The organism is Lactobacillus kimbladii, assembly GCF_000970755.1.
Taxonomy (GTDB): Bacteria; Bacillota; Bacilli; order Lactobacillales; family Lactobacillaceae; genus Lactobacillus; species Lactobacillus kimbladii.
On record NZ_KQ034007.1, the window covers coordinates 1748457 to 1774642 of the forward strand.

The 26186-nt window shown below is 32.2% G+C and carries 25 protein-coding genes; 13 read left to right on the forward strand and 12 right to left on the reverse strand.

The genetic code is table 11. The features are described 5' to 3' along the window. Positions 1-42: 42 nt before the first annotated feature. The 3 genes from JF75_RS08655 to JF75_RS10610 all read right to left on the reverse strand — a co-directional run bounded on the left by JF75_RS08655 (position 43) and on the right by JF75_RS10610 (position 1719). Entirely contained in the window at positions 43-405 is a 363-nt protein-coding gene (locus tag JF75_RS08655) for a hypothetical protein (RefSeq protein WP_046332666.1), read from the reverse strand. Between the two features lie 262 nt (positions 406-667). Beyond that, positions 668-1561, reverse strand: a complete 894-nt coding sequence (locus tag JF75_RS08660) for an EamA family transporter (protein WP_046332667.1) — start codon at positions 1559-1561, stop codon at positions 668-670. Beyond that, positions 1558-1719: a hypothetical protein gene (locus JF75_RS10610; RefSeq protein ID WP_156962776.1), complete on the reverse strand. Its 162-nt coding sequence runs from the start codon at positions 1717-1719 to the stop codon at positions 1558-1560. The genes JF75_RS08660 and JF75_RS10610 overlap by 4 nt, the downstream gene beginning before the upstream one ends. A gap of 141 nt (positions 1720-1860) precedes the next feature. Between JF75_RS10610 and JF75_RS10800 the strand changes: the two genes are divergently transcribed. After that, the gene (locus JF75_RS10800; RefSeq protein ID WP_209423246.1) at positions 1861-2004 is read left to right on the forward strand and encodes an IS3 family transposase; all 144 of its coding nucleotides are present in this window, start codon (positions 1861-1863) and stop codon (positions 2002-2004) included. Positions 2005-2097: 93 nt separating this feature from the next. On the opposite strand, the gene JF75_RS10650 is transcribed toward JF75_RS10800, so the two are convergent. Next, the gene (locus tag JF75_RS10650; RefSeq protein WP_209423248.1) at positions 2098-2274 is read right to left on the reverse strand and encodes a hypothetical protein; all 177 of its coding nucleotides are present in this window, start codon (positions 2272-2274) and stop codon (positions 2098-2100) included. Between the two features lie 824 nt (positions 2275-3098). Between JF75_RS10650 and JF75_RS08665 the strand changes: the two genes are divergently transcribed. From JF75_RS08665 to JF75_RS08675, 3 genes are all read left to right on the forward strand, one after another. Next, entirely contained in the window at positions 3099-3365 is a 267-nt protein-coding gene (locus JF75_RS08665) for a hypothetical protein (RefSeq protein ID WP_046332668.1), read from the forward strand. 291 nt (positions 3366-3656) lie between these two features. Continuing rightward, positions 3657-5690, forward strand: a complete 2034-nt coding sequence (locus JF75_RS08670; RefSeq protein WP_046332669.1) for a hypothetical protein — start codon at positions 3657-3659, stop codon at positions 5688-5690. Between the two features lie 10 nt (positions 5691-5700). Beyond that, the gene (locus JF75_RS08675; protein WP_046332670.1) at positions 5701-6354 is read left to right on the forward strand and encodes a putative bacteriocin export ABC transporter; all 654 of its coding nucleotides are present in this window, start codon (positions 5701-5703) and stop codon (positions 6352-6354) included. A gap of 254 nt (positions 6355-6608) precedes the next feature. Here JF75_RS08675 and JF75_RS08680 read toward each other — a convergent pair whose 3' ends face one another. Further along, positions 6609-6863, reverse strand: coding sequence for a hypothetical protein (locus JF75_RS08680; RefSeq protein WP_046332671.1), 255 nt, complete (start codon positions 6861-6863; stop codon positions 6609-6611). Positions 6864-6890: 27 nt separating this feature from the next. Beyond that, positions 6891-7154 (reverse strand): hypothetical protein, encoded by a 264-nt coding sequence (locus tag JF75_RS08685; protein WP_046332672.1) that lies wholly within the window; start codon positions 7152-7154, stop codon positions 6891-6893. A gap of 204 nt (positions 7155-7358) precedes the next feature. Here JF75_RS08685 and JF75_RS08690 point away from each other — a divergent pair, with 204 nt between their 5' ends. From JF75_RS08690 to JF75_RS08710, 5 genes are all read left to right on the forward strand, one after another. Continuing rightward, entirely contained in the window at positions 7359-8183 is an 825-nt protein-coding gene (locus JF75_RS08690) for a helix-turn-helix domain-containing protein (RefSeq protein WP_046332673.1), read from the forward strand. 339 nt (positions 8184-8522) lie between these two features. Next, positions 8523-9374, forward strand: a complete 852-nt coding sequence (locus JF75_RS08695) for a DUF4097 family beta strand repeat-containing protein (protein ID WP_046332674.1) — start codon at positions 8523-8525, stop codon at positions 9372-9374. A gap of 37 nt (positions 9375-9411) precedes the next feature. Beyond that, entirely contained in the window at positions 9412-10299 is an 888-nt protein-coding gene (locus JF75_RS08700) for a DUF4097 family beta strand repeat-containing protein (protein ID WP_046332675.1), read from the forward strand. Between the two features lie 23 nt (positions 10300-10322). Further along, on the forward strand, positions 10323-11270 hold the full coding sequence (locus JF75_RS08705) for a GIN domain-containing protein (protein WP_046332676.1): 948 nt from the start codon (positions 10323-10325) through the stop codon (positions 11268-11270). Between the two features lie 119 nt (positions 11271-11389). Further along, positions 11390-11689 (forward strand): MazG nucleotide pyrophosphohydrolase domain-containing protein, encoded by a 300-nt coding sequence (locus tag JF75_RS08710; RefSeq protein WP_046332677.1) that lies wholly within the window; start codon positions 11390-11392, stop codon positions 11687-11689. Positions 11690-12425: 736 nt separating this feature from the next. Here JF75_RS08710 and JF75_RS08720 read toward each other — a convergent pair. The 5 genes from JF75_RS08720 to JF75_RS08740 all read right to left on the reverse strand — a co-directional run bounded on the left by JF75_RS08720 (position 12426) and on the right by JF75_RS08740 (position 18897). Beyond that, the gene (locus tag JF75_RS08720; RefSeq protein WP_046332679.1) at positions 12426-14342 is read right to left on the reverse strand and encodes an FtsX-like permease family protein; all 1917 of its coding nucleotides are present in this window, start codon (positions 14340-14342) and stop codon (positions 12426-12428) included. 15 nt (positions 14343-14357) lie between these two features. Beyond that, positions 14358-15095, reverse strand: coding sequence for an ABC transporter ATP-binding protein (locus tag JF75_RS08725; protein WP_046332680.1), 738 nt, complete (start codon positions 15093-15095; stop codon positions 14358-14360). A 305-nt stretch (positions 15096-15400) separates the two neighbouring features. Beyond that, positions 15401-16510: an SLAP domain-containing protein gene (locus JF75_RS08730; RefSeq protein WP_046332681.1), complete on the reverse strand. Its 1110-nt coding sequence runs from the start codon at positions 16508-16510 to the stop codon at positions 15401-15403. A 159-nt stretch (positions 16511-16669) separates the two neighbouring features. Further along, a complete protein-coding gene (locus tag JF75_RS08735; protein ID WP_046332682.1) occupies positions 16670-17755 on the reverse strand; it encodes an SLAP domain-containing protein in 1086 nt (361 codons plus the stop codon). Positions 17756-17787: 32 nt separating this feature from the next. Then, the gene (locus JF75_RS08740; protein WP_046332683.1) at positions 17788-18897 is read right to left on the reverse strand and encodes an SLAP domain-containing protein; all 1110 of its coding nucleotides are present in this window, start codon (positions 18895-18897) and stop codon (positions 17788-17790) included. Positions 18898-19240: 343 nt separating this feature from the next. On the opposite strand from JF75_RS08740, the gene JF75_RS10765 reads away from it, so the two are divergent. Next, a complete protein-coding gene (locus JF75_RS10765) occupies positions 19241-19345 on the forward strand; it encodes a type II toxin-antitoxin system HicA family toxin (protein WP_342446795.1) in 105 nt (34 codons plus the stop codon). 38 nt (positions 19346-19383) lie between these two features. Next, positions 19384-19764, forward strand: coding sequence for a type II toxin-antitoxin system HicB family antitoxin (locus JF75_RS08745; protein WP_052726901.1), 381 nt, complete (start codon positions 19384-19386; stop codon positions 19762-19764). Positions 19765-19978: 214 nt separating this feature from the next. On the opposite strand, the gene JF75_RS10180 is transcribed toward JF75_RS08745, so the two are convergent. Further along, positions 19979-22282, reverse strand: a complete 2304-nt coding sequence (locus JF75_RS10180) for an SLAP domain-containing protein (protein WP_052726902.1) — start codon at positions 22280-22282, stop codon at positions 19979-19981. A gap of 303 nt (positions 22283-22585) precedes the next feature. Here JF75_RS10180 and JF75_RS08755 point away from each other — a divergent pair, with 303 nt between their 5' ends. Beyond that, the gene (locus JF75_RS08755; protein ID WP_046332684.1) at positions 22586-23938 is read left to right on the forward strand and encodes an FAD-dependent oxidoreductase; all 1353 of its coding nucleotides are present in this window, start codon (positions 22586-22588) and stop codon (positions 23936-23938) included. A 1077-nt stretch (positions 23939-25015) separates the two neighbouring features. Then, a complete protein-coding gene (locus JF75_RS08765) occupies positions 25016-25687 on the forward strand; it encodes a hypothetical protein (RefSeq protein WP_052726903.1) in 672 nt (223 codons plus the stop codon). Positions 25688-26186 lie beyond the last annotated feature (499 nt).

The following is a 26186-nucleotide window of genomic DNA, read 5'->3' on the forward strand; positions in this document are numbered from 1 at the left end:
TTTATAGATATATGAAGTAGCCTACGTTTTTATAGGGTTGGCTTAATCAAAACATGCAATACTTTTTATTTTCCAATTCCAAAAAGAATTGGATTTTTTTTGCATATAAATCCCAACAGGTTTATTTTTGATACTTGCAACATAATAGCCATATTCTTCAGTTCCACCTTGAAACTTGCTAATTTTCTGGCAGCAATCACTAGTTTTAAGAGAATGTAAAAATTTCGCTGTTTTCCTATTAGTTGCTACTTGGTTAATTTCTCGGGTATCGTGTTTTCTTATTATGTGATTAACCTGGTATTGTGCTACGTCAGGTACATAGTCATTTGATGCCCAATAGTAAAATAAAAAAAGACAAACGGCAACAATGCACGCGAATATAACCAATTTTACTTTTCTAGTCATTATTGCCACCTCATTTACAATATTGACCAAATAGTAGTTCATTTTATTAAAAAAGCAATTGACTTGTTTTATTAAACTATAAAATTCATCAATTTCTGATCTTAAGTTATTAACTAAATGATCAGCTTCGATTTTTTGAAGTAAACATACTTGCTCTAATACTGCAGCTTTATTTTTCTGACAAACAGCAACTCTGGCTTTAGCTACAAGTGATTTATTATATTAACCTAATTCTTTAATAGCACCCCAAAAACTGTTCCAGTTACTTTGAAAATAAAGCCAAGATAAAAATGGCCACAATTACCAAGATATCTGCGAACTTCATCTTTTCTTTAAGGAAAATATCGCCAAAGATGACGCTGTATAAAGAGGTCATATTTAAAAAGATCCAGGCAATGCTTGAATTGGGTGAAGACGTTGCCAAAGTATAAGTTACTTGTGCTAAAAGCGTTAAAACCGCCCGAGAACCATAAATCAGGTAAACCTTGCCTTTAAGATTTTCGGCGCTGATCTTGAGAGTTCTATTTTTATAAATAAAAGTAATTAAGGTAATTAAACAACGCACATAAATTGTCATGATAGTAAAAAAGACCAGATCAATCGGTTTGATTAGGCCTTTAGTTAATAACGGCGAAAGTGCCGCTTGGATAATCAACAAGGGCGCAATTACGGCAAAAGTCGTCAACAGGTTTTTCAAATTTAAATTATTATGGCGCTGCTCGAAAACAATATAAATAACTACTATTACAGTGGAAATAATAGAAACTAAATATGAAGATTTGCTAAAGTAGCCCATAGTCAGCAAGATGGCCCAAGGAATAAAAAGATCGGTCACCTTGCTCAAAAGCACAGACTGCATAATTGAAACTTTTTTGAACACATAGCTGTAACCATAGGCAACTATCTGCGCCAAAAAAGCATATAAAAGGACTTTAATAAGATAGTTGTTGGTTATTCTGGGACTGGGAAAACTGTGCAGGACGTAAATTAAAAAGAAAGTTACTAAAACCGAGCTACAAATATTATTTAAAAAGTTCACATCAATTGAGCTTTGCTTGCGATAGCCCATTTGGTAACGGTCAATAACTGATATTATTCCTCTAGAAAATGAAGAAATAGTGGCAAAAATAATCAACCAAATATTACTGATAATCATGGTTCCTCCATATAACAAACATAGTCTAAAACTATTACTAATATTTTGGTCTTTGCAGCCACAATTAAAAAGTCAGAGAAATATTTATTATCAGTTACTATGAGTTGTTCAGTTACTAAAATCCAGCCATTGGACATACAAAGTTTAAATGTATTCAAATGATATCCACTAACGACTAATCATAAAAAACACATTATTTGGTTTGAATAGTATTTTATTATACACCAAGTTTAAAATTCAAAAAAGTGGCTAGGAGACTTAAAGGGCTTTCATAAATACTAATTCTTTCTTAAACCGAAATGTTTTATGGTCAAGAATATAACTACCATAACCTGCAAGAACTAACTAAAGCAATTGTGGAATACATTCGCTACTATAATGAAGAAAGAATATCGGGCTCAAGCCTTAAAGAAATGATATTAACTTTTTGCCCAAATTTTTGAACTCAGTAAAGCTTAATATTTGGTAGCACCTTTTTTACCATGCTAAACTATAAAAATTCATCAATTTTTGATCTTAACCTATCAGCTAAATGATCAGCTTCGATTCTTTTGAAGCAAACTTATTTGTTTTAAAGCTTCGGTTTTATATTTCTGACAAACAGCAATCCTGACTTTATTCACAAGCAATTTATCATATTGACCCAACTCTTCAATTAGGGGTTTTAGTTTAATTAAATTAACTACTGCCAAGTCAAATTTTTGTGCCAACATTTCAGTCATTACCTGATTAACTAATGTATTTACTTTTGAAGACTTATTTAAGGGGTAATATTCATCGATTGCTTCAATAATTTTGTCAACAATTTTATTTGCAGATTCGTAATCATACGATCAAAGGGATCGTTCACTAACTTTTGTTGTGTTAGCCTTCGTAATATTCTTAATTTCTAGTTGTCCGACCAAACTTGTTCATGTAGACACCCCTTTAAAAACTTCGCTTAAATGATATTATGAAACTAAGAACTCATTAGAGGTTAATTTTTAAATGAATCCTCAAACACTATAGAAAATATTTAGATGTATATTAGTCTTTTTTAATGCCAATTTAAAATCAAATTCGATATTGCTAAAAGACACGCATCGCAGAAATTAATTAGTAATAAGCTTTCATAATTACATAATACTAGATTATAAAAGTAAGGAGGTTGAAGATAATGTTTCCACCATTTGTAACCACAATAATGAAAATTCTGCTTTTGGCAACATACTATGACCCAAAACTACGCAAAAATTATGGTGGCGGTCTGTAAAATTTAAAACTCCTTAATTTATCAATTTTAAAATACTTCCAGTATAAATTATTCTCTACTAGGTGTATTTTTAGTTGCAAGAATTATTATTACTATTATTGATTAATATACAATAATATTATTATTGATAATAAATTAAGCAAAAAATTGATTTGCTATTCAATCAGTGTATAATACTTCCTAATAACTGTTAATTTGGTTAGAATTAAATTAAACAAGTTAGCATATCGATTAATCAATCAATACTATTAATATTTTATAATCTAAAAAAGGAAGATGATTTATATGGATGCAATAAAAAATAGAATGGCAGAAAATAGAAAAAACTACCAAAGAAAACCACAAAGGCTGAAAAATTACGAGTCCATTACCTTCTTCATTGTATTAATAGCTTCTTGTGCTGTTGAGTATTACCTTTTGCCAAGCTTTTGGCCTTTTTGGATCAGCGGTTCTAATTTCTTAACTTTTATAGTTAGTGTTGCTATTTGTGTTATAGCTCTCATTTTGTCTAACAAAGTAGTCAATTATTTCTATTATAAAAACAAAAATTAAAGGCGAACTTTTAAAAATATTTAAGACACCCATCACAGGTGTCTTTTTGTGTTATCTAAAATCAATTATTTTTTGTCTTCACTAGTAAGAAGTGAAAAGCGACTTAAATACATACCTACAAAATTATTTTCAACAATTTTCCAACGTCAAAAGCAAAGCACAGTTGAAAGAACATGATATCTTGTTTAGACTCATAGTAGCGGTTTAGTTAAAATTACATATATATATGATAAAAGATACAGAATACCAATTCGATTTTGACAGAGCTATTTTCGGATAAGAGGTTTAAAGGTGCTACGAAAAATAAAAGTCCTACTTTACTTGCTAGTTACAATTGCTACTATCGCCCTGTTCACTAACATTTTTCATTCCTATGATGACAGTTCTTTACCTGATAATCCCACCATTGTGGAAATTTATGGTTCAAAAAAACTTAATAATTCGCAAATTAGGAAATGGCAAAAAACGGATAGTAAAGAATGGAACAAAAAATATAATAAAAAAAGTTTTTTTATCATATTACAAAAATTTGCTCATTCTAAGAATATTTCTTTAGTTAAGCTAAGAATTAATAATTTTAATGGCCATCAAAGTAAAATAGTTTATAGTTTTGACAATGATAATAAAGATTACTCGCTTTATAAAGATAAATCTGTTAAAAAATTATCAAATAAAAAGCTACAATTAGAAGATCTTTACGGAGTATATTGTACTAATGCCAAAAATGAAGCTTTGGGCGATTTGCTTTCATTACTCCATTCACACCAATTAAAAGTACGAACTGAAGATAACTCCCTATCATTTAATTATATTTTGCATTTACTTCTAACGGAATTAAGTAGTACCAATGTAGTCATATTTTTGGGTGTTATCAGCATTTTGTTCATTGTAATGGTGCTCGAAAAATTATACCGTTTCAAAGCTTATGGCATAATGAAAATTAACGGCTTAAATAACTGGCAGCTTTTTATGAACGACTTAAAAAGAGAAGCACCTTTATTAGTTGCTGCTCTCGGCTTAATTGTAATATTCATAGTCGCTTGGGGATCTTATTCATTTACTGCTAAAGGTTGGACAACTTTTTTACCCTACATGCTACTCGCATTATTGATTTTATTTTTAAGTTTCTTCTTCTTAAACGCCTTATCCTATCTGGTACTGGTGTTATTAAAGCCATATGCCGCAATCAAGGGCGAAGAACATTCAGGAGCGTTTTTATTAATTGGCTATCTTTTAAAAATAGTGCTGCTGGCCTTAATAATGCTTAACGCGATAGCTTTATATAAAAATTACCAGATTTATACAAGAGACACGAGTATCATCAAAAAGCTTTCTGCTAAAGAAAATGGCTATTCACTGAATCTTAGTTGGCATATTTCGGATAAGGCTGAAGATATAAAAGTAGCGCGAAAGGTTCATAAATTAGTGGTCGAGTCTCCGCAAGCAATCGTTTCAAAAAATTCACAGGTATTCAGACCAGCAATACGGGATGTTCAGCCTGAGAATGGCAATGTGATCACTGCCAATAAAAACTTCCTGGCAAAGAGTGGCCTCACTTCTAAACATATTAAAGTTTCTGAAAATAATGTCTTGCTCTTAATACCAAAGAATCGCTTAGATCAACTGGGAGAAGCTAAAAAGGAGCTGAAGAACTTCCTTAAGTTTCAAAATAAGTTACCTAACCGCTACCGCAAGCAAAAAAAGATGCCAACGATTCAGGTCATTCCGATTGCAAGTGACCAAAAAGTCCTTAATTATACCGTTCGTGACGAGATACTATCGTCTATTTCATTTAATCCGCTAATTATCGTGGTGAATGATAAGCTGTTATCGGATGATTTCTATTTGTCAACTAACAGCCAAGGAATGATTCGCTTTCCTAATCTTAAAGCCATGCAACGATTAGTGAAGCGTTTAGGTTTAACCTCTTATACTATTGGAATAACAAGCCAGCAGGCATTGCTTTCAGATTATGTCGCAAAAGCAAATAAAGAGCTGCTCCTGTTAACCATGACGACGATCATATCACTGCTGCAATTAATTTTTATTATCTTGTTTGTCAGCTCAACCTTCTTGCAAAGCCAGAGGCATAAAATGGCGGTTTATCAGGTATTCGGAAAATCTAACGCTAAACTAATTTGCACGTTTTTAATTGTTAATTTGGGGTTTGATTTCTTAATGATTAGCTTGGTTTTAGCTAAAAGAGGATATTTAAACTTAATGCCGCTTACTTTAGGTTACCTTTTAATAGAAGCAGGTATTATTTTATTGACTTATATTCACGCACAGCACAATTTATTAATTACCCTTAATCACGGAAATTAGGAGCGAAAAATTGATTAAAGTAGAACATCTTACTAAAAAGTTTAAAGAAAAAGTTATCTTCGAAGATATTAATTGCACTTTAGAAACAGGTAAAACTTATGCTATTGTGGGCAAAAGTGGTGCGGGTAAAACAACTTTTCTTAATGTTTTAAGCGGACTTGAGCAACCTTCATCCGGAAAAGTAGTAATTTCTGACTTAACTGTTAATGGTAAAAATCGCAAAAAACTATATCGCACAACTTTTGGCTTTATTTTTCAAAATTTTGGGTTAATTGACACAGAGACCGTCAAGCAAAACTTAGAATTAGGCTTAGCTAATCAGAAATTAACTAGAAGAAAAAAAAGCGAACGAATGCATGCGGCTTTAAAGCAAGTGGGGCTGGAAAAAATGCCGTTTAATCAAAAAGTATATACTCTCAGCGGAGGTGAACAGCAACGGATAGCGCTAGCTCGCATACTTTTAAAAACCCCCAAAGTGATATTCGCGGATGAACCAACCGGTTCACTAGATTCAGAAAATAGCCAAGTAGTGCTAAAAACCTTGTTAAATAATTTTGATCCCGCTGCCACAATTGTGATAGCAACTCATGATCCGAGTGTTTGGCAAGAATGTGATTACCTAATTAAAATTGAAGATAAAAAGATTAAAATAATCCTCAACTGATATCATCCCTAAAATTAAGATTAAACACAAAGAACTAACACACGATTTATTCGCATGTTAGTTCTTTTAATTTTATTGCAAATTCTAATTCAAACTATGACAATAACTTTTCGCGCCAATTGTTTTTAACTTAAAAAGCTCCAAGCTATCTATAGCTTGGAGTCAAAATATTAGCAAAAGGATTTTTTAAAAAATCCCCAAGCTATTTTTATAATCAAAATTTTATCATATATCACTGTGCTTGCTTTTAATAACTAATCGTTCAAAGCAACTTTTCTGAATATAAAATATACTGCAGCTAGTACACATACCTGAACTACTCCAAGAGGAATGCTGACACTGTTTAAAGCAGTGAAATTCTTAAATAGCAAATACGATACAACTGGTGGTATAACAATAATTGCAATTGCTACCCCAGCAAAAATCTTGTTAAGAGCTTGCAGTTGCTCTCTTCCTGTATATTCCATTCCAGCAAATAATACAAGAAGTAAAACCATAATCCACAACATTTTTTTACCTCATAATAACTCTATCGTTTATTTTGCTGAACGATAATCCCTAAAAATATAAAATAAACCTAACAGAATAAACAAAACAATTCCAGAATGGAAAGCCGGTAAAATTTGGCCAAACTGAAAATTATGTATTACTAATTCAAAGGCTACTAAGGAAACGGAGGTTAATATCAATATCATTCCCCGATTAGTCCTAAGAAATTTGATTGCTGGATTATCTTTATAGATTTTACCCAAACACCAGCATGTAATGATTAAAGATACCCCTGCTATTGTTTCGGTCATGTATTTATCCTCCTTTCCAAATAAATGTACAAAAGTCATGCTGTTACGTCTTTATAGGTAAGATGACGACTTCTTAATTGACGAAATAAATCAGATATAATTATTGATTTATTTCTAAACTAAGAATAACATTAAACCATTATTAATAATGTGCAAAATCAGCACATCATTCTAAGAATAAATAAACATAAAAAGAGTAATACCATGAGCAATTTTGGCAAAACAATTCATAGTCTTAGAACTACACGTAAAATGACCCAGCAAGATTTAGCACAAGATTTATTTGACCGTAGCACAATTTCTAAAATTGAAAATACTGAATTATCAACTACTTACGAAAATGAACTTAAATTAATAAAGCGACTGGGTTTAACTCCCAACGAGTTTGAATATATTAGTAATGGCTATCATATTAGTACTAAAAGTCAACTTCTGCATCGGTTTTTAAACCTTGATGGTAGTATTGATAAGGATAAAATAAATAGTTTGTTACAAGATTGTCTCTTAGTCAAAAACGACAATGATATTAAACGAATTACTATTATTCTTAAAGCTCTACTATTAGTCGATAAACCAAAAGGATTTACTCATGCACAAGAACTAGTTCAACCTATTTGGTTCAACTCTCTTCGTAATATCGAGATTTTTACTGTTACAGATATTACGATCCTTAGTTCAATTTTATTTGCCTTTGACTATCAAACAGCAAACGAAATTATTGCCAAGATTATTGCTAATATAGACAATCATTATCCGTTTATGAAAACTCTGAAAACCAATACGCTAATTAATCAGGCAATAATACAAATGACGCATCACAAATTTAAGTTAGCTGTCACTACTTTAAATAGTTTAAAGCCTTTATTAAAGAGCCTAAGACAGTATGATAAATTACTTGTTGTTAATGCTCGAATTGCAATTTGTCAAAAACACAAATTAGAAGCACTAGAACAGATTAGTTTATTAGAAAAAATTGGTGCTGATAATTTAGCAAGGCATTTAAAACAGGAAATCGCAGAGTTTTTTTAAATAAAACATTAATGCCCACTTCTAATGTTACTAACAAAAGCCATCTAAAAATAAACCTTTGAAATTTCAAAGGTTTATTTTTTATCTTAAAAAATTAATGGCACAGTAGCTAATCGTCATCAAAATGATACATACCTTTTTTTATTTACTATTGCCTATCACCTAAAAAATCTAATATCATATATTGTATAATATAGCTGAAGATAGTATAATACTGTTAATAATAAACAAGCAAAATTTTTATTATTAAAAAACAGAATCTGCTTTCATACTGTCGTAATTAATTTAACTAAATATTGAGCGTCAACTCGTTTAAATTAAAATGAGGGGGTAATTATAATGAAAAAGATTTTTAAAATAGGCATTTTTTGTGGGATTATCGGTTTTCTTGTATTAGCAGGTATAAAAGTAAGTAGTGCTTTGCCAAAGAATCAAATTACAGAAGCTCAAACCAATCAAACTACCAAAAAAGTTTACACAGTTAAAAAATTTGATAAAATCAAATTTTCTTCTTACAGGCCTAATACTGACGTTACTTTAGGTAACAAATACCAAGTCAAAATTAAGGCTAAACGAGGTGGAAATGCACAAAAAATCAAAACCAAAGTTAAAAATAAGCAACTGACTATTTATGATGAACCAGAAAAGCATTTTAATGATGGCTATTATGAAGTCACTGTTACTGTACCAAGTAAAAACGCTTTGAAAAAGGTATCAGGCTATTTACGAGGAGGCTCCGTGTACTTAGAAAAGTTAAATATTCACGATATTAATCTCAAATCAAACATTGCTTATTTTGCCTTTGATCATGTCTCTTCTCAAAATGTTAAGTTAAAAATAAAACATGAAGTTTCAGACATAATGGATTCGAATTTAAAGAATTGCTCTATTAACATCGGTAAAGGTAATATGACTATAGATGACAGTAAAATCAAAGCTAAAGTGCATATTAGCAAGGGTGGCATGACAGTTGTTGGCAGCACTTTCATGGGTGATAGTTCCTTCACTCTTAATAAAGGATTATTTTTGATGACAGATGCTCCTAAAATAAGTTATGACCTGCGCGTTGATCCTAAGCATAAAATTGAAACTGACAATAAAGATTATCATAAACGCCTATCTATTATCGTACCGAACAAACCAACTGTTAAAGTAATTAGTAAAAACTCAAATATAGAATTTTATAGATAGATTCAGTATGTTTTAATTAGAAATGAAGAAATTAACTATGAAAAGATTATATAAATTAGGCAGCTTTTTAGGAATCGCTGGATTATTGGTACTCATTGGCGCTAAGGCAAATAATTTCCTACAAAATCCTCAGTATCAAGATGACAAAGTCGTTTTTGCCAAAAAGTCAAGATCTCAAAATAAAGTCAACAAAACTTTCAATGTTACAGAATTTGACCAAGTCAAACTTAATACCAAGCGGCCTGATATCAAATTCATAGTAGGCAATACATTTAGTGTCAAAGCCAGTGGAACTCACAGAGCTCATATTGCATTTACCAGGGTTAGCGTTAAAAACAAAATACTAACTATCAATGACAAACCTGTTGGTAATCATAATTACGGCGGTTACACAGTAACCGTGACTGTTCCACATAAAAACTCTATAAAAAAGGTTACTGGGAATTGTGATATCAGTGATATCTACTTCAACGGTTTGAATATTCCAAGTGTTGCTGTCAAAACAGGCTATGGCGATGTTATCCTTAATCATGTTAACTCAGACAATATCAGGGTTAAGCAAACAAATGGTGACTTGAAGGTCTTAAACTCAACAATTAGAAATAGTACAATTAGATTAAGTGTCGGAGACTTAACAATTAGAAATAGTATGTTTAAAACAAAGGCAAGGTTAGCTTTGGCGCCTGATTTCAAGTACAGTAGCGTTAAAATTCAAAATTCCCAGCTTTTGGGAAACAGTACATTCGATATGAGTATCGGTGACTTTGTTATGACAGGAGCTCCAAAAATTAGTTATGCTTTAACAACCAAACCAAAAGGCACAATTAAGTTTCAGGGCAAACGTTACACTCATCAATTTTCAAAAACTGTGCCTAATCAACCGCTTCTTAAAGTTAACAGCAAAGGAAATATTAAAATAGACTAATTAATAATGAAGGTAAATTAGAAATGAAAAAATTTTATCAAATTTGTGGCTATATCGCTGCTTTAGCAGTGCTCCTTTTGGCAGTCGGTAAGGTTAGCAATAATTTTTCACAGGCAAAAGTTGTTGATGCAAAAGCCAGTAAAACTACAAGAACAAATAGTTACAAAGCAGTTGTCACAACAACTAAGAAAGGCAAAATCAAAAAAACTTATGCTGTTCCTCAATTTAACAGAATTAAGCTTGCCTGTTACAGACCAGATGTAGTCGTTGATTTGGGCAAAAAATTTAAAATCACTGTTATAGGAGAAAAAGGAGCCGATGTTAATAAAATTAATACAAAAGTGGACAACAATCAGCTTACTGTTTATGATGAACCCGAATATAAATGCAACGATGGTGACTATCAAATAAATATTACCGTTCCCCACAAAAATAGCGTAAAAGAAATAACTGGTTTCAATTATGAATATGGTGTCATAATAGATAAATTGAATATTCCCAGTATTAATTTAAGCTCAACTGCAGGATCCCTTTTTATTTCAGATGTTAAAGCAAATAATGTGACCTTTACAGTTAAAAACTATGACGCCAAACAAAATCATGACAAGGATAATGAATGCATAGATGTCTTTGATTCTAAATTAAAAAACAGTAATTTCAATGTAAATAAAGGAAACATTTATATTTATAGTAGTAAGCTAAAAACTAATACTTTTATCAATCATGGCAATTTTAATTTTGGCAGCAGTAAAGCTATTGGCCACAGCACAATCGATCTAAATACCGGTAATTTTAGTATGTTCGATATGTTTGATTTGCCAAAAATCAATTGTGACCTTACAACTGATTCTACACAAAAAATCAAAGTCGGTAAAAAATACTATTCTCATCATTTTTCTACTTCTTCCCAAGCAAACCCATTGCTTAAAGTTACCAGTAAAACTGGCAAAATTTCAATATCTAAGGATTAAGCTATATAGTCTAGCGTCAAAACTCACACAGTAAAATTAATCAACTCAATTTGATATTCATTGCACCTATTTACAAACTAAATATAAAATAGAATAAAATCAGAATTTAGGAGACCAAATTGATCATAGATACTAAGAAACTGCAAAAAGCAGTCATGGAAAATAAGAAAAAACACGGTTTCAATACCACGGATATTGAGTTCGAATTATTACGATTACATGGAGAAGCTAATGAGTTATTTGAAGCCTGTCGCAAAAATGATAAACAAAACATTAATGAAGAATTAGCGGATGTGGGAATATTCTTATTAGGCATTGCGGAAATGCTTGACAGTGATTTGGGCGAAGACATTGTTAATAAAATGAAAATAAACGAAAAAAGAAAATACAAAAACGGTGTTAAACGCAGTCATCATTAATTAGGAAGCAATTAAAAATTTTGTTGCTTTTTTAATTATCAGGGTTTAATATATCCAAATATAATATAAATATCATCTTTGATATCAAGTTATATACAAGATTATTTGATAATAGGGAAAGCGTTATACTGTTATGATTTTAAAAAAATTGTCTTATAAAGCTAGAGTTTTAATATGTGGCTTTATTCAGGTTCTGCTAGGCATCTTTTTAACTTTTGGTTTAGGAAAAAGTATTGGTTTCCTATTCTGCTTTTTAATTTTAGCCCTCATGTGCTTCATATCAGCTTTTTTTGGAAAGAATCCCACTACTAGAATTAAAAAAATTTCTGAAAAAGCATATAAAAATTCGAAAAAATTTTCTGCTATTTCAGGTTTGGTATTTCTTTTCTTAGGCTTAGTGGATATGATAACCAGTCCAAAAAGCGGTTCCAATTTTCTTTATTTAGATACTGGCCTGATCTTCTTATTGCTACCCGAGTAAAATGCTTAGAAATAGCTATTTTGGAAAAATACAATCTTGACTTGACTGAATAGTCTTGAAGAATTATTTCTTATAGACCAACAAAAGACATTGAGTTTAATGCTCAATGCTTTTTTCATATACATTTCTTCTCAGTCTTGACACTGGTTTTTTGCATCTTAAATGGATCACAAAGTACGAAGTATGTATAAAATTTGTGGGTCTGCTCTTCTTTATATGATTAATAATCTAATTTTTAAAATTATTTCGTTCTATTTATATTTCCAATAGCGCTTTAGTTTTATGGTATGAAAAAATGTAGATTAATCCATAAACTATTAAAAATAATAAACATGTTTCAATAATTGGCTTCCCCACAATTTGAAAGCTTCCTATGAGTTCCACAACATCATTTTCCAAGAAACTGTATCTAAAGCCAATAAAAGCTATTAATCCATTTAATAGTCCCATCACTGCAGGAGGAACGAAAAGCAATAAATTGCTAGCACTAGCTATTTTTTTCAATTGTTTTCTACTATAACCAATATTATCTAAAAATCTAAACTCGTCAGTTACTTCTGTAGTTTCCATTAAAGTAGTAAAGTAAAGAATACAACCGATAAAGACAAAAAATAACACAGAAATGAAAGCTTCCATTAAAAATGTTGCACTATTATTGTCAACCGCATCTTTATTCTTTTTATAAGCGCTTAAAAACTTAATGTTCATATGCTTAATATCTTGATAAAGCTGCTTGTTATCTCGTAGATTAGGCCCATTAACCGTATAAACCATTTTAGCTGAATGATGTTTACTTATTTTTTTAAAGTCTTGATTGTTCAGCACTATATATGCATAGCCATATCCAGCATTCATAGGCCACATGTGCATTTCTTTTAAATTAAGCTTGATACTATTAATATTTACCTTCCGCCAAGATTTGTTTGGCTTATAAAAGGCATAAATATATCCAGTTCCCTTAGTAAATGCAAGGTTTGGGACTTGCTTATTACCTTGTAATTTAAACAGCTCTTGATAATCCTGTTTATTAATAACTTTGCATTTTTTAGTTGACTGCTTTTTGTTTACCATTATTGGTTTATCAGAAATCAGTTTAATTACCTTTGTTGCTTTAAATTTACCATCATATTTTCTAGCTATTTGCTTTACCTTGGTTACTTGATTAGGTTCAAGTTTCTGATTAATTTCAATAGCCGAAGGTATAGTTTTCATAAACGAAGCTTTTGGATAAGTTAAAAGCATGAAAGTCGTGCTGGCAAGACCAATAACAGCTGAAATAACTAAGGACAGTACAACCAATAAATTTGATTTAGTTTTTAGTTTAAACAGTGATTCTGGTAAAAAGATATTGTTTGTCGGTCGGTACAACTGACGGTGATTATTAATTTTCCGATTAATAAAATAAGCCAAAGTGCTTTTGATAATTAAGAATGTGCCAATTATTACCAATACTAATGAAATCATTGCCATTGGCGTAAAACCAATTTTAACCCATAAAGATTGTTGCTGCTTAACGAGATCTAAAACTAAGACATAGGCTATTAATAACGCAATCATTCCTAAATAAGCTGTCCAGGACTTGGTTTTGACTACTTTTTCGCTAACTTGATTTAAATTAGAAATATTTAAGATAGATAAGCGCTTAATCAAATGGTAATTATCAAAAAAGATAACTAACAACATAAAAATTGAAAGTACTACTGTAATTATGAATGGTGACAAGGTGAAATGTGTTAAATAGGGTATATCAAGCTTTAAAGCTACAATCAAAAGTACTTTTATTAAACTATAAAACAAGATACTAATAAGCATTCCAACAAAGCAGGCAATTCCAATAATAATGGTGTTTTCTGTCATTAAAATCGAAGTAATGTTCTTCTTTGACATACCCAGCATTGAATAAATTCCCAGCTCTTCAGCACGTTGCTTTAAGAAAAAGCGGTTAAAGTAAATAATAAAGAATATTGTAAATAAGGTAAACAATACCGAAGTAACATAAGACATGAACTCCACTTTGGCTGAACTCGATAAAGAATCTGCAATTACATGGTCTTTAGCAAAAATTTGCAGAGTGTTGAATAATCCTAGAATTAAAGAAAGCGATATAAAATAATTTCGGTATAGGCCAAAACTATTTTTGATATTATTTTTAGCTATTACTTTGTAATTCATAATTAATTGCACCCCCTATGCTTCTACTTCGGCTAATTTCCTTGCTAGCTCCTGTTGAAAAGTATTATTGCTATCTTTTTTAACGATTTGGTCAACAATTTTCCCATCTTTTAGAAAAATAACTTTATTAGCGTAACTAGCTGCTAAGCTATCATGGGTAACCATTAAGATAGAAGTATGAAATTTTTGATTTACTTTTGCTAAATACTCCATGATTAATTTTGCTGCTTTTGAATCCAATGCTCCTGTTGGTTCATCAGCTAATAATAGTGCGGGATTTTTAATGATGGCTCTAATAATTGCTACACGCTGTTTTTGACCACCCGATAAAGTAACGGGGTATTTTTCAAGTTGATTACTTAATCTAAAATATTCAGCTAATTTATCAATCTTTTGATCTATTTCTTGGTCATCCTTACCCAGTAATGACATAGGAACGGCAATGTTTTGTCTTACCGTTAAGCTTTTTAATAAACGATAGTTTTGAAAAACAAAGCCTAATTTTGTCTTGCGAAAGTTGGCAGCTTCATCATCAGATAATTTTGAAATTTCATGGCCATCAACATAAATTTTGCCACCAGAAGCTGTGTCTAAAGTCGAAATCATATTAAGCAGAGTAGTTTTGCCTGAACCAGACGCACCCATGATTGCCACAAATTCGCCAAAGTTAATTCCAAAGCTAATACCTGATATTGCCTGATATTGTTTTTCATAAATTTTAGTAACATTACTTACCTGCAAAATTTCAGCCATAGCTAATCCTCACTTTCTGTTTCTTTGTACTATTCATCTAGTACACTAGATCTAATAAAAAGCGTTGTCAATAAGTACAATTAAAAAAATGACTAAATTTTAAAAAGCTTTACTTTGAATCATTAAAAATTTAAAAAAAGGTTCAAAATTAATTTGATGAATGTATCTAAATTGAGTGAACTTTTGTATATATTAATACTAAATTTATCAACAAGAATTCACAGCAATACAAATAAAAATGCACCTAAAAGCTTATTTTTACTCTTAGGTGCATTAAATTATTTATTTAATTTTCTTAAAATGATTTATTTGGCAGTTTTTTGCTTGGCAGCTTGACTTGCTTCTTCAGCTGTGTTGATCGGGCTTAGTTTTACACCGTCAATAAATCTAACATCACTCGCTTTGACATAGCCGTCACCAACATCAATTGAATCTGGTCCTCCACCACCTGGTAGGTCAGAGGCATAAAACTCATGACCCTTTAAATGGTAAAACAGTTCTGCTTTATTTTCAGCTGGCACCCAAATGTAAAGCAATTTATCTACCTTTAAATTTCCGCCTTGTTTCCTAATTCTTTGTCCTTTGTGATCTTGCTTGGTGCCATCGGCATTATAGACATCTGTATCTTGATAAAATCTAATATAAGAATAGTGCTCATAATCATAGTAATGAGAAGGCAAATCTTTCTTAACTTTAACGTCTAGGCAATTGAGCCAATTATTCGTCCCTTTAATACGATAAATAACTGCATTTGGTATAGCCATATTGGTTATATCGTCGGCATATCCTTCTTCTTGAGCTCGGTCGACTATAAATGTAGTACCTTTTTTAGCCTTTTTAGTAGTTTTGAGACCATTATTGATCTCATAAATTGGAGTCCCACCGTCGCTTGTCACTGTTGCGATAGTTTCTTCAGTGTTTGAAGCTGTGATTTTGCCCAAGTTGCTGGCTCTCACATATTGTTTTGCGGGACCACCAATGCGGTAATAACGTAAACCATTCTTAAACTTAACGGTACCGCCATAGGTTGTAATGGAAGTTCCTTTTCTTATTAAACGATAGTCAGCCCTGCGTGAGCTGGTAGCATAAACATAGGAATTATGCTTAACTTCACGTTTAACACCGTCAATGTTATTAGCTTTGATATATTGCTTTTTCCCGCTAATTTTATAGTATGGGGCATAGGGCTTGAAATCTAGGATTAATGGCTTTTTATCAACTTCAATCCGGCGAAAAGCTGGATATTTAGCGTCTACCTTTTGTCCATCCTTATCGTATGCTTGTGACGTATACATAACAGTTCTTATGGTGCTGGGAATTTTTGCTTGAACAGTATGGGCTTGATGATTAAATGTCCAAATGGCTGTTAAGCCTAAAAAACCAGCTGCTAAATAATGAGTAATTTTTTTATTCATGTGTTTTAACCTCTCTTCTTCAAAAAATGCTATCTCTATTTTTGATTCTCTAATTTCTGCAATAAAACAAGAAATTATATAATTTCATTCTGTGCTTTTCTTAACGATTAATGAAGTTAAAAAATGATGGACTTAATTAGCCAAATATCTTAAAATAATTTATTTGTCTGCCTTTTGCTTAGCGTTTTGTTGGGCTTCTTCTGCAGTGTTACTCGGACGTAATTTTAGGCCAGCAATAAATTTAACATCTTTTTGCTTAACATAGCCATCACCAACATCTATTACAGAGGTTCCTCCTTCTCGTGAGGCAGAGGCGTAAAATTCATGACCCTTCAAGTGGTAAAATAATTCAGCTTTCTTTTCAGCTGGTACCCAAATATAAAGCAATTTATTTACCTTTAAAAACCCACCTTGTTTTCTGATCTTTTGTCCGTGATGATCTTGCATAGTACCGTCTGCATTGTAAACATCTGTATTTTTATAAAACTTAATGTAAGAATAATGTTCAGAATCATAGTAATGTACAGGCATTTTCTTTTTGGCTTTAACTTCACTGCTCAGTAACCAATATTTTGTACCCTTAATATGATAAATAAATATTTGGGGATCATCTTCATCTCCTCCATTATTTTCAGCATAGTCTACCGTAAATTTTGTACCCTTTTTGGCTTTCTTGGAATAAGTATCGTCTTTGATAAAATCATAAAGTCCAGCTCCTTCTTTTGCAGTTACTTTTACAATTGCTTCTTCTGTATTAGAACTAATAATCTTACTTAAGTTGCTGGCTTTCACATATTGCTTTTTTGGTCCACCAATGCGGTAGTAACGTTGCCCGTTCTTAAATTTGAAGGAATTGCCATAAGTTGTTATTGTCTTGCCCTTTTTAAGCAAACGGGAGTCAGCCCTCCTAGAGCTTGTAGCGTAAACATAAGAGTTTCGTTTGACCTTGCGTTTAACACCGTCAATGTTACTTGCCTTGATATATTGCTTTTTACCTTTAATTTGATATGCGGGTGCAAACGGCTTAAAAGAAAATGGAATTGGTTGATCATCTAACTTAACCTGAGTGTAAGCTGCATATTTTCCTTTTACTTTATCACCGTACAAATCATAAGCCTGAGCATCGTGCATTACGGTTTTAATAATACTTTTAGCTTCTACAGTATTGACTTTTTGGTTCATAACAAAAATTGCACAAACGCTTAAAATAGTAGCTGCAACATAGTGTAGAAACTGCTTATTCATATATTTTCTCCCTTCTAGACATATTTCAAAAATTATTCAGCTTTCTTATTTGTATCCTGTTTTGCAGCTTGACGCGCTTCTTCTGGTGTATTACTTGGACTTAATTTAAGGCCATCAATAAATTTAACATCTTTTTTCTTAACATAGCCTTGACCGACATTTATTACATCCGAGCCACTGCTTCCATCTGGTAAATCTGTAGCATAAAATTGATGGCCTGCTAAATGATAAAACAATTCAGCCTTATTTTTGGATTTTATCCAGATATAAAGCAATTTGTTTACCTTTATAAAACCTCCTTGTTTGATAATTTTTTGCCCATGATGATCTTGCTTTGTACCGTCAGCATTATAAACATCAGTATCTTTATAAAACATAATATAAGTAAAATGTTCAAATTTATAATCATGTATTGGTATTTTCTTATCCGCTTTGACATCGCGGTGCCATATCCAAAAGTCTGTACCTTTAATATGATATTCATATCCATCAGGATCGTCTATATCCATGGAAGAATATTGCGCATAATCAACTTTGAATTTGGTTCCTTTCTTGACTCTCTTTACAATGTCTTCATCGTCACTATCAATATAAGCATAATCAGTAATATCAGCTCCCTTGGTTTTTACAGTTACAGTTGTTTCTTCTGTATTTGAACCAATAATTTTACCCAAATTAGCAGCTTTCACATATTGCTTTTTTGGTCCACCAATGCGGTAGTACCGTAAACCGTTCTTAAATTTGAAGGAATTGCCATAAGTTGTTATTGTCTTGCCCTTTTTAAGCAAGCGAGAATCAGCCCTCCGCGAGCTCGTAGCGTAAACAAAGGAATTATGTTTGACTTTACGTTTAACACCATCTATGTTGCTGGCCTTGATATATTTATTTTTACCGCTAATTTTGTACCCTGGTGCAAACGGTTTAAATCTGAATGAAATTGGGTCATCGTCCACCTTAACTTGAGTATAAGCTGCATATTTTCCTTTGACTTTATCACCATATAAATCACAAGCTTGAGCATCGTGCATCACGGTTTTAATAATACTTTTAGCTTCTACAGTATTAGTTTGTTGGTTTAGCACCAGACTTGCAGAAATGCCCAATATAGCAACTGCTAAGTAACGAAAAAGCTTTTTAGTCATATAATTTTTACTCCTTTCTCTTAAGACAGGCACTGTTGTTACTGCATCGCTCTTATTTCATAAAAATGCAAAACAAATGATAGCGCAAACATACTGGCTATAATTCATTCTGAACCTTTCTCAGTAATTAATGAAGGTAAAAAATGGTGGGCTTAATTAGGCAAATATCTTAATATATATGGAGATACTTAATTTTAAACTTTCTTCGTTGAATTTATATGTATTTATACGTATAATAAGAAACATGGAAGTTTTACTTTATGACGAAGACGCCAAGAGAAATTATCAAGTTTTTTAAAAAGCAAGGCTTTGTAAAAAGTCTCAAAACGGATTCCATCTAAAAATGTATAACCCCATTACAAATGTTACTATTCCTGTTCCCATTCATCCGAAAGAAATGAAAAAAGGACTAGAACAGAGAATTCTAAAAGAAGCTGGATTAAAATAAATTTTTCAGCTAATTTTTACATGTTAGGAGGAATTAATATGTCTAAGATTTTAGTATACCCTGTTATACTTCACCCTGAAGACACTGGCTATACTGTCGAAGTTCCAGATATTACAGGTGGTTTTACTCAGGGCGAAGATTTAACTAATGCTTTGGAAATGGCTTCTGATATGATTGGATTAATGTTGGAAGACACGACTAATTATCCTAAACCATCTAAGTTAGAAAGTATCCATGTTGCTGACAATGATATTAAAACTATTGTTGCCATTGATATGGATGATTATAGACGCAATAATTCCAAGACAATCCGCAAAACAGTAACTGTACCAGAATATCTGGTAAAAATGGGCAAAGAGAAAAATTTAAATTTTTCTGCTGTACTAACTAAAGCCTTAAAAACAGAATTAAATTTATAACTAGAAAAAATAAGTCCTGGAAGTTAATTAACTTTCGGGACCTTTTTACAATTTTTGGACTAATTGTTAAATAGCATAATACAAAATAAATGCACCTAATAGCTGATTTTTACTATTAGGTGCATTTAAATTATGAATTTTTTCTCTTGATCGTTCTTACTCAGTAGTTATAAACATATTTATGCTGTACTACTGGGATAATTAACCAAAAATTCTAAAAGTTAGCTTTCTTTACATATCGCTTCAATCCGGTGATGTAATAATAACGACCTTTCCGTTTTACTGCACCACCAAATGTTCTAACTTTGCGTCCACGCTTCAGAATGGCATGTCTTATTTTCTTTACTTTTTGATTATAGATCAGAGCCTTGTGCTTTAACTTACGCTTTTGGCCTGTAATATTAGTAGCCTTCACAAACGTATTATTACCTAAAAGATAATACTTCTTACCTTTTATGTTTTCGGTACCATAAGTAATAATTATCTGGCCTGACATAAATTCGCCTGGTTTCCGCTTACCATTAATATCATAAAGATAAGAATTATGCATTACCGTTCTTTCAGTCCCGTTAAAGTTAGCTTTCTTCACGTAGCGGTTCAATCCGATGATATAGTAATAGCGGCCTTTTCGCTTTACTGCACCGCCATATGTTGTAACTTTGCGTCCACGTTTCAGAATGGCATGTCTTATTTTCTTTACTTTTTGATTATAGATCAGAGCCCTGTGCTTTAACTTACGCTTTTGGCCTGTAATATTATTGGCCTTCACAAACGTATTATTACCTAAAAAATAATACTTCTTACCGTTTATGTTTTCGGTATCATAGGTAGTAATTATCTGGCCTGACATAAATTCGCCTGGTAACCGCTTACCATCAATATCATAGAGATACGAATTATGCATTACCATTCTTTCAGTCCCTTTAAGGTAAGTAAAAGTTACAGTCTGAGGCTGGTAGCTGAAGAAACCTGTCGCATTATAAGGCCTTGCCTTTAATAAATAACCAGCAAATTTCAGTTCTTGGGTAATGTACCCATCTCCAACATTACCATTCAAGATTTTATCAGGTGCCAATTTAAGGCCATTTTTATCTTTATACTGAACTCTGACCTCAGCTCCTGCAATCGGCTCTATAGTACCAGATGAATGACTTGGTGGTGTTGGAGTCGGCGGTGTTGGTGGTGTTGGCGGATTGACTGGTGGCTTAGGCTCATCAAAGTGTGTACCCTCGCGAACATAAGTATCGGCATCTTTAGTTGGATCATAATTTGTCATTAACTCTTTTGAGCTCCACCTATTCTTGCCCTGAGGGTCATTAAGTGTACCATTAGCAACATTGCGCCAAGTGCCATCAGCATCAAAGCCAGTACCCTTGACAATATTATCTTTTCCTAGTTTTAACAAGTTTAGGCTTTGCAAATTATTTAGCATATCGGAAATGTATATAATTTTGCTCATATCAAAACCGCTAATGTCAAGCCTTTGCAACCGAAAATCATACTGAAACATCTCTTTCATATTAAAAACATTCGCGGTATTAAATTTACTGAGATCAAGCTCTGTAATATTCTCGCAGTCCATAAACATGTTATTCATTACAGTTACTTTATCAGTATTAAAGTTGCTAACATCAATTTTTGTTAAGCTTTGGCAGGCCCCAAACATATATGACATAGTCTTAACGTTAGCAGTTGAAAAGACGCTAACATCTAGGTCAGTTAAGACAAAGCAATTGTTAAACATCCCGTTCATATCAGTGACATTATCAGTTTTGAAATCTTTACCAAACTTAATACTTTTTAGTGACCAGCAATTCTGGAACATAGTACTGGTATTAGTCACCTTACTAGTTTTAAAGTTGCTTAAATCAATTGCATTTAAACTTCTGCATTCTTCAAACATGCCACTTAATTCCGAAACATTTTCGGTATTAAAGGAACTGACATCAATATTTTTAAGACTTACGCAAGAATAAAACATGCTTGACATTGTGGTAACATTGGCAGTATTAAAGTTTTTTAGATTAACATCGCTTAAACGATAACATGATGAAAACATGCTTGTCATATCAGTAATTTTACTAGTATCAAGCTTGTCCAAGCCGTCTATATTAGTTAGAAAAGTAAAGCCTTTAAATAGATACCTGACTGACCCGCTAAGTGCCAAGGGACCCTGAATAACAATATGGTTAACATTTTCAGGATCAAGCCCTACATTATATAAAGCATTTGCCAGCGGTTTCGGGTTATTAAAAGCTGTGGAGTTACCAGGAATAGTTAATGTTTTACTGGTCGAATCATAGCTAAGTGACAGTTCACTATTATCATCAATATCAGTACTGACCCATGGAACTGTCTTAGTTTCTCTTGTTGCAATTTTCGTTTCTTTTGCTAAATTTGCAGGAGGTGAAGCCGATGCAAATATTGTTTGCGGTTTAATAATACTTAAACCTACCACAGTCATAGCAATAGTAGCTAAGTACGTTGTAAGTTTAATCCTAAAATGGTGTTTATTCATTATTTGTCTCCTTTAAGCAATATACTTCTACTTAACCAAAGTGTAGCATAAATAACCTTTAATATAAAATATATTTTTAGAAATATATATGTAATTTATTGTTTTTAGTAGATTTATGTACTAAGTTAAATTTCAAGGACTAACTTATACTGGAACATTTAATCTGTTTTAAAAAATTAATATATAAATGCGTTAGCTATACTGATGCATCTTTGTATAACTGACACATTTCTTGTGTTACCATAGGATACAATGAAAGTGCTACAAACGCTTTCAGATACTGATAAAAAGGGGATTTTTTCTATGAATCAAAAAGTAGTTATCATTGGTGCTTCTCATCCAGGTCATGAAGCAGCTATCGAGTTATTAGACAGATATCAAGATCTCGATGTCACTATTTATGAAGCAAGTGACTTTGTTTCATTTATGTCTTGCGGAATGAAGCTCTTTTTAGAAGAAAAAACTACCGGACAAGACAATGTACGCAATTTTTCACCTGCTGATTTGGAAAAATTAGGTGGTAAGGTTGTCAATAATTCGCAAGCAGTTGCCTTAAATCCGACAAACAAGCAAGTTACAATTAAAAATACCCAAACTGGTCAGACTGAAGAAGTTAATTATGACAAATTAATCTTGTCACCAGGAGTTGATCCACTCCAATTACCTGTTCCAGGGGCAGATTTAGACTATGTTTATTTAATGCGGGGCTACAGTTGGGCTAAAAAGATCAATGAAGCTCTTCATAATGATGAAATTAAAAATATCGTTGTTGTGGGTGCTGGTAACGGAATTGCTGCCGTTGAAGCTGGTGTTTTAGCTGGTAAAAACATGACCTTGGTTGATGCCAGCAACCATATCTTGGCTAATTATTTTTCAAAAGACTTTACCGATGTTTTTGAACAAGAAATGCGAGACAAGGGAGTCGATTTAAAGCTTGATACAAAAGTTACTGGCTTTACCAATGACCACCTAGTCCAAACTGATCATGGTGATATTAAAGCCGATTTAGTCATCGTTGCTGCAGGCATTGTTGCTAATACAGACTGGCTTAAAGATACTATTAATTTAAACCAACGTGGTTATATTGAAACCGACGAGTACTTAAGGACTAATCAAAAAGATGTTTATGCCCTGGGTGATGCTATTTGGCCACTGTCAATTCCGGCAAATAAAAGGATGCCAATTCCATCAGCAGTCGCTGCTCGTCACGAAGCAAATTACTTAGTACAACATTTGTTTGAGAAAAAGCCAAGCCGACCATTCCCAGGTTTAGTTGGTGGCCAATTATTAGAGTTCGGTGATGTACATGCAGTAGTTAGTGGTCTTCCACAAAAATCTGCTGAATTTGCCGGCATTAATGCTGCAACTAGCATCTACATCGATCATTTGCGTCCAGACTTTATTCCTGCAAATGATAATCCATTAGGATATATTTCCTTAACTTATAATAAGGATACTCATCAAATTCTTGGAGGTGCAGTTATGTCCAAACATGATATCACCGCTCAAGGCAATGTCTTAAGTTTAGCAATTGGTCATAAATTAACATTAGAAGATTTAGCTGAGCAAGACTTCTTCTTCTCACCAAGCTTTGATCGGCAATGGAATATTTTAAACTTAGCCGCACAACATGCGCTAGGTTTACACAAGTTTTAATTAATTTTGGATATTACTAAGCCTACCACACACCCGATGAATTATATGAAAGAAGATTAGATTGCATCTATCAGATCAAGTAGGGTGTTCAACTTAAAATTGCAATTTTCGGCAAAACAAAAGTCAACTATATTTTGCAAAAATAAAACAAAAATATTTGTTGATTTATCAAGCTTTGTGACATATTATCGAATATAAATCGGTTTTTAAAACATAAATTTACACAAAAAATAAGCCACCCCAGACTTGTTGGAATCAGGCTTTAGCCTATTGAACGGAATCAAAAACTACTCTGAACAAGTGGAATTTGCTCAAAAATCTCAAAGATGTGATATAATTTGTATAAACAAAAAGGCGCTGTCTGCAAACAGCGCCTGCCCAGAGCCGCTTTTAAGAGCGGTGGCTAATATTAATAGATTACAAAACCCGCTAACCTCGCCAAAAGTTAAAGCGGTTTTTATTTACTTATGTTTGTGTAGCATTTTGCGCAGCTTGCGGTAAGACTTTATAAGCTTCTGAGCCTGCTTGGTGATTTTTGTCATCACAACAATGCTTTCGTAACCAAACCACAGAAGCGAAAGCAGAGCAAGCATGATAGCAGTCAGCCACGCCACAACGTAAATTGCACCTCAGTATTGTAAGATCTGCGTAGGAATTTAAAACTTCCATAGGCATCACCTTCCTTTGAAGTGCCACCGCTCATATTAACTTTTCCGGTTAATACAATTATAACATATAAAATACGTCCAAACGCTGATAAAATAAAGCTTTATAGCTTGTGCATTATACTCGATTTAAGATTCACAAACATAAGAATCAGAAAAAGAAAATTAATAATGTCGTAATCGAGTTACTCACTTTTTAAACTAAGCATTTGCTGATTTACAATAAAAGCTGTGAACCAAAATTAGGCTTAAATATAAGTTTGGTTTTCGACAAAAGGTATTTAGAAATATTGATTAAGAATAGGATCAAAAAGATAAAGAAATGGATTAGAAGAAAGGTTCTAATTATGGTTTTCGATGTTTTTTTAAAAAAGCAAAAGCCGTTGATGCTAAAGCTTATGTTTTAGGGATAATGGCCGATGATTATCGCCAATACAGAATAGAATCATTAGACAATGATTCTAAAAGTTTTGCTAAGCTTATATTTAACTTAATCATTCAAGAATCGTATAAGCATTTAAAGGATGACACTTTTATTAGTCCTGATGTAATCTTCGATATGATTAGCAAGCAGATTGACAACGTATCTAATTTCCCTACAGAAAAGTTTGACTTTGATTCTATAAACCTTGCGCCAATTTCAACCGTAAAACTCCCCAATTTGCTTTTGGGCAAAAGAATAAACAAAGAAGCAAATAGATTAGCTAAAGGTTTAGATGAAGTTACAAATTATGTTGAGTACGGCCATTACATGCTTTTCTATAATGACGATGATCAGATCTTTTCCTTAAAAGACAATGAAGAAAGGAATCTTGCCCTAGTTTTCTACTACTTTATTGATGGATGTAGAAAATATAAACTGAAACCTCATCACATGTTAAGAGCCATTAAAGAACAAGCATACAAGCTAAGAGCGACACTTCTCTTCAAATCCAAGACAAATCCCCCACTATTGTTCTATAAACTCGGAAGTGGCGATAGATATGACTACTGCAGAGATGTTTCAGAATTTGAAAAAGATCAGAAAATAAAATCAGCAATGTTAAAGCTTGCAAAGCAAGATGTTGGCCCTTTTGGTGAGTAGATATGGTAGAATTAAGGGAGTTCATTGGTAACTTCTTTCTAGAATTTTGGGTAATTACATTCTATCAGAGAAGTCCAATGGACTTTTTTCATTTTCTAATCAGGGCAAGTGTTCAACTTCATTTTACAATTTACCTAAATTTTAAATATGCTTTATAGACTAGTCACAAAAATTTTAGTTATATGTAAAATTTCTCCGTCTGGTATAAAAAAGCACGCATAATTTTTCTTTATATTTTCTTTATATTTTGAAGAAATAGCATGTTTTTGACTTTTAAAATCAATTTCAAAGCTAAAAATTTAGATATCATGCTCACAAATCATTATTATCATAATTTAGTAATAATTTTGTTTTAAAGTATATAGTTTCTTGGGATTCAACGATCATTTAACCAATTTCAGAAAAATGTTTCATAATAGTTAAAGAAAGTTGAATTTAACTATTAAAAAAGCTCATCTTAAATATTTGAATTCAGGTCATGCTTGAAAGTTTTTTAAGA

Coding starts and splice junctions, on each gene's coding strand:
- JF75_RS08655 (WP_046332666.1), bottom strand. CDS start 405: ATGACTAGAAAAGTAAAATTGGTTATATTCGCGTGCATTGTTGCCGTT.
- JF75_RS08660 (WP_046332667.1), bottom strand. CDS start 1,561: ATGATTATCAGTAATATTTGGTTGATTATTTTTGCCACTATTTCTTCA.
- JF75_RS10800 (WP_209423246.1), top strand. CDS start 1,861: ATGTTTTATGGTCAAGAATATAACTACCATAACCTGCAAGAACTAACT.
- JF75_RS10650 (WP_209423248.1), bottom strand. CDS start 2,274: ATGTTGGCACAAAAATTTGACTTGGCAGTAGTTAATTTAATTAAACTA.
- JF75_RS08665 (WP_046332668.1), top strand. CDS start 3,099: ATGGATGCAATAAAAAATAGAATGGCAGAAAATAGAAAAAACTACCAA.
- JF75_RS08680 (WP_046332671.1), bottom strand. CDS start 6,863: ATGTTGTGGATTATGGTTTTACTTCTTGTATTATTTGCTGGAATGGAA.
- JF75_RS08685 (WP_046332672.1), bottom strand. CDS start 7,154: ATGACCGAAACAATAGCAGGGGTATCTTTAATCATTACATGCTGGTGT.
- JF75_RS08690 (WP_046332673.1), top strand. CDS start 7,359: ATGAGCAATTTTGGCAAAACAATTCATAGTCTTAGAACTACACGTAAA.
- JF75_RS08695 (WP_046332674.1), top strand. CDS start 8,523: ATGAAAAAGATTTTTAAAATAGGCATTTTTTGTGGGATTATCGGTTTT.
- JF75_RS08700 (WP_046332675.1), top strand. CDS start 9,412: ATGAAAAGATTATATAAATTAGGCAGCTTTTTAGGAATCGCTGGATTA.
- JF75_RS08705 (WP_046332676.1), top strand. CDS start 10,323: ATGAAAAAATTTTATCAAATTTGTGGCTATATCGCTGCTTTAGCAGTG.
- JF75_RS08720 (WP_046332679.1), bottom strand. CDS start 14,342: ATGAATTACAAAGTAATAGCTAAAAATAATATCAAAAATAGTTTTGGC.
- JF75_RS08725 (WP_046332680.1), bottom strand. CDS start 15,095: ATGGCTGAAATTTTGCAGGTAAGTAATGTTACTAAAATTTATGAAAAA.
- JF75_RS08730 (WP_046332681.1), bottom strand. CDS start 16,510: ATGAATAAAAAAATTACTCATTATTTAGCAGCTGGTTTTTTAGGCTTA.
- JF75_RS08735 (WP_046332682.1), bottom strand. CDS start 17,755: ATGAATAAGCAGTTTCTACACTATGTTGCAGCTACTATTTTAAGCGTT.
- JF75_RS08740 (WP_046332683.1), bottom strand. CDS start 18,897: ATGACTAAAAAGCTTTTTCGTTACTTAGCAGTTGCTATATTGGGCATT.
- JF75_RS10765 (WP_342446795.1), top strand. CDS start 19,241: ATGTATAACCCCATTACAAATGTTACTATTCCTGTTCCCATTCATCCG.
- JF75_RS08745 (WP_052726901.1), top strand. CDS start 19,384: ATGTCTAAGATTTTAGTATACCCTGTTATACTTCACCCTGAAGACACT.
- JF75_RS10180 (WP_052726902.1), bottom strand. CDS start 22,282: ATGAATAAACACCATTTTAGGATTAAACTTACAACGTACTTAGCTACT.
- JF75_RS08755 (WP_046332684.1), top strand. CDS start 22,586: ATGAATCAAAAAGTAGTTATCATTGGTGCTTCTCATCCAGGTCATGAA.
- JF75_RS08765 (WP_052726903.1), top strand. CDS start 25,016: ATGGCCGATGATTATCGCCAATACAGAATAGAATCATTAGACAATGAT.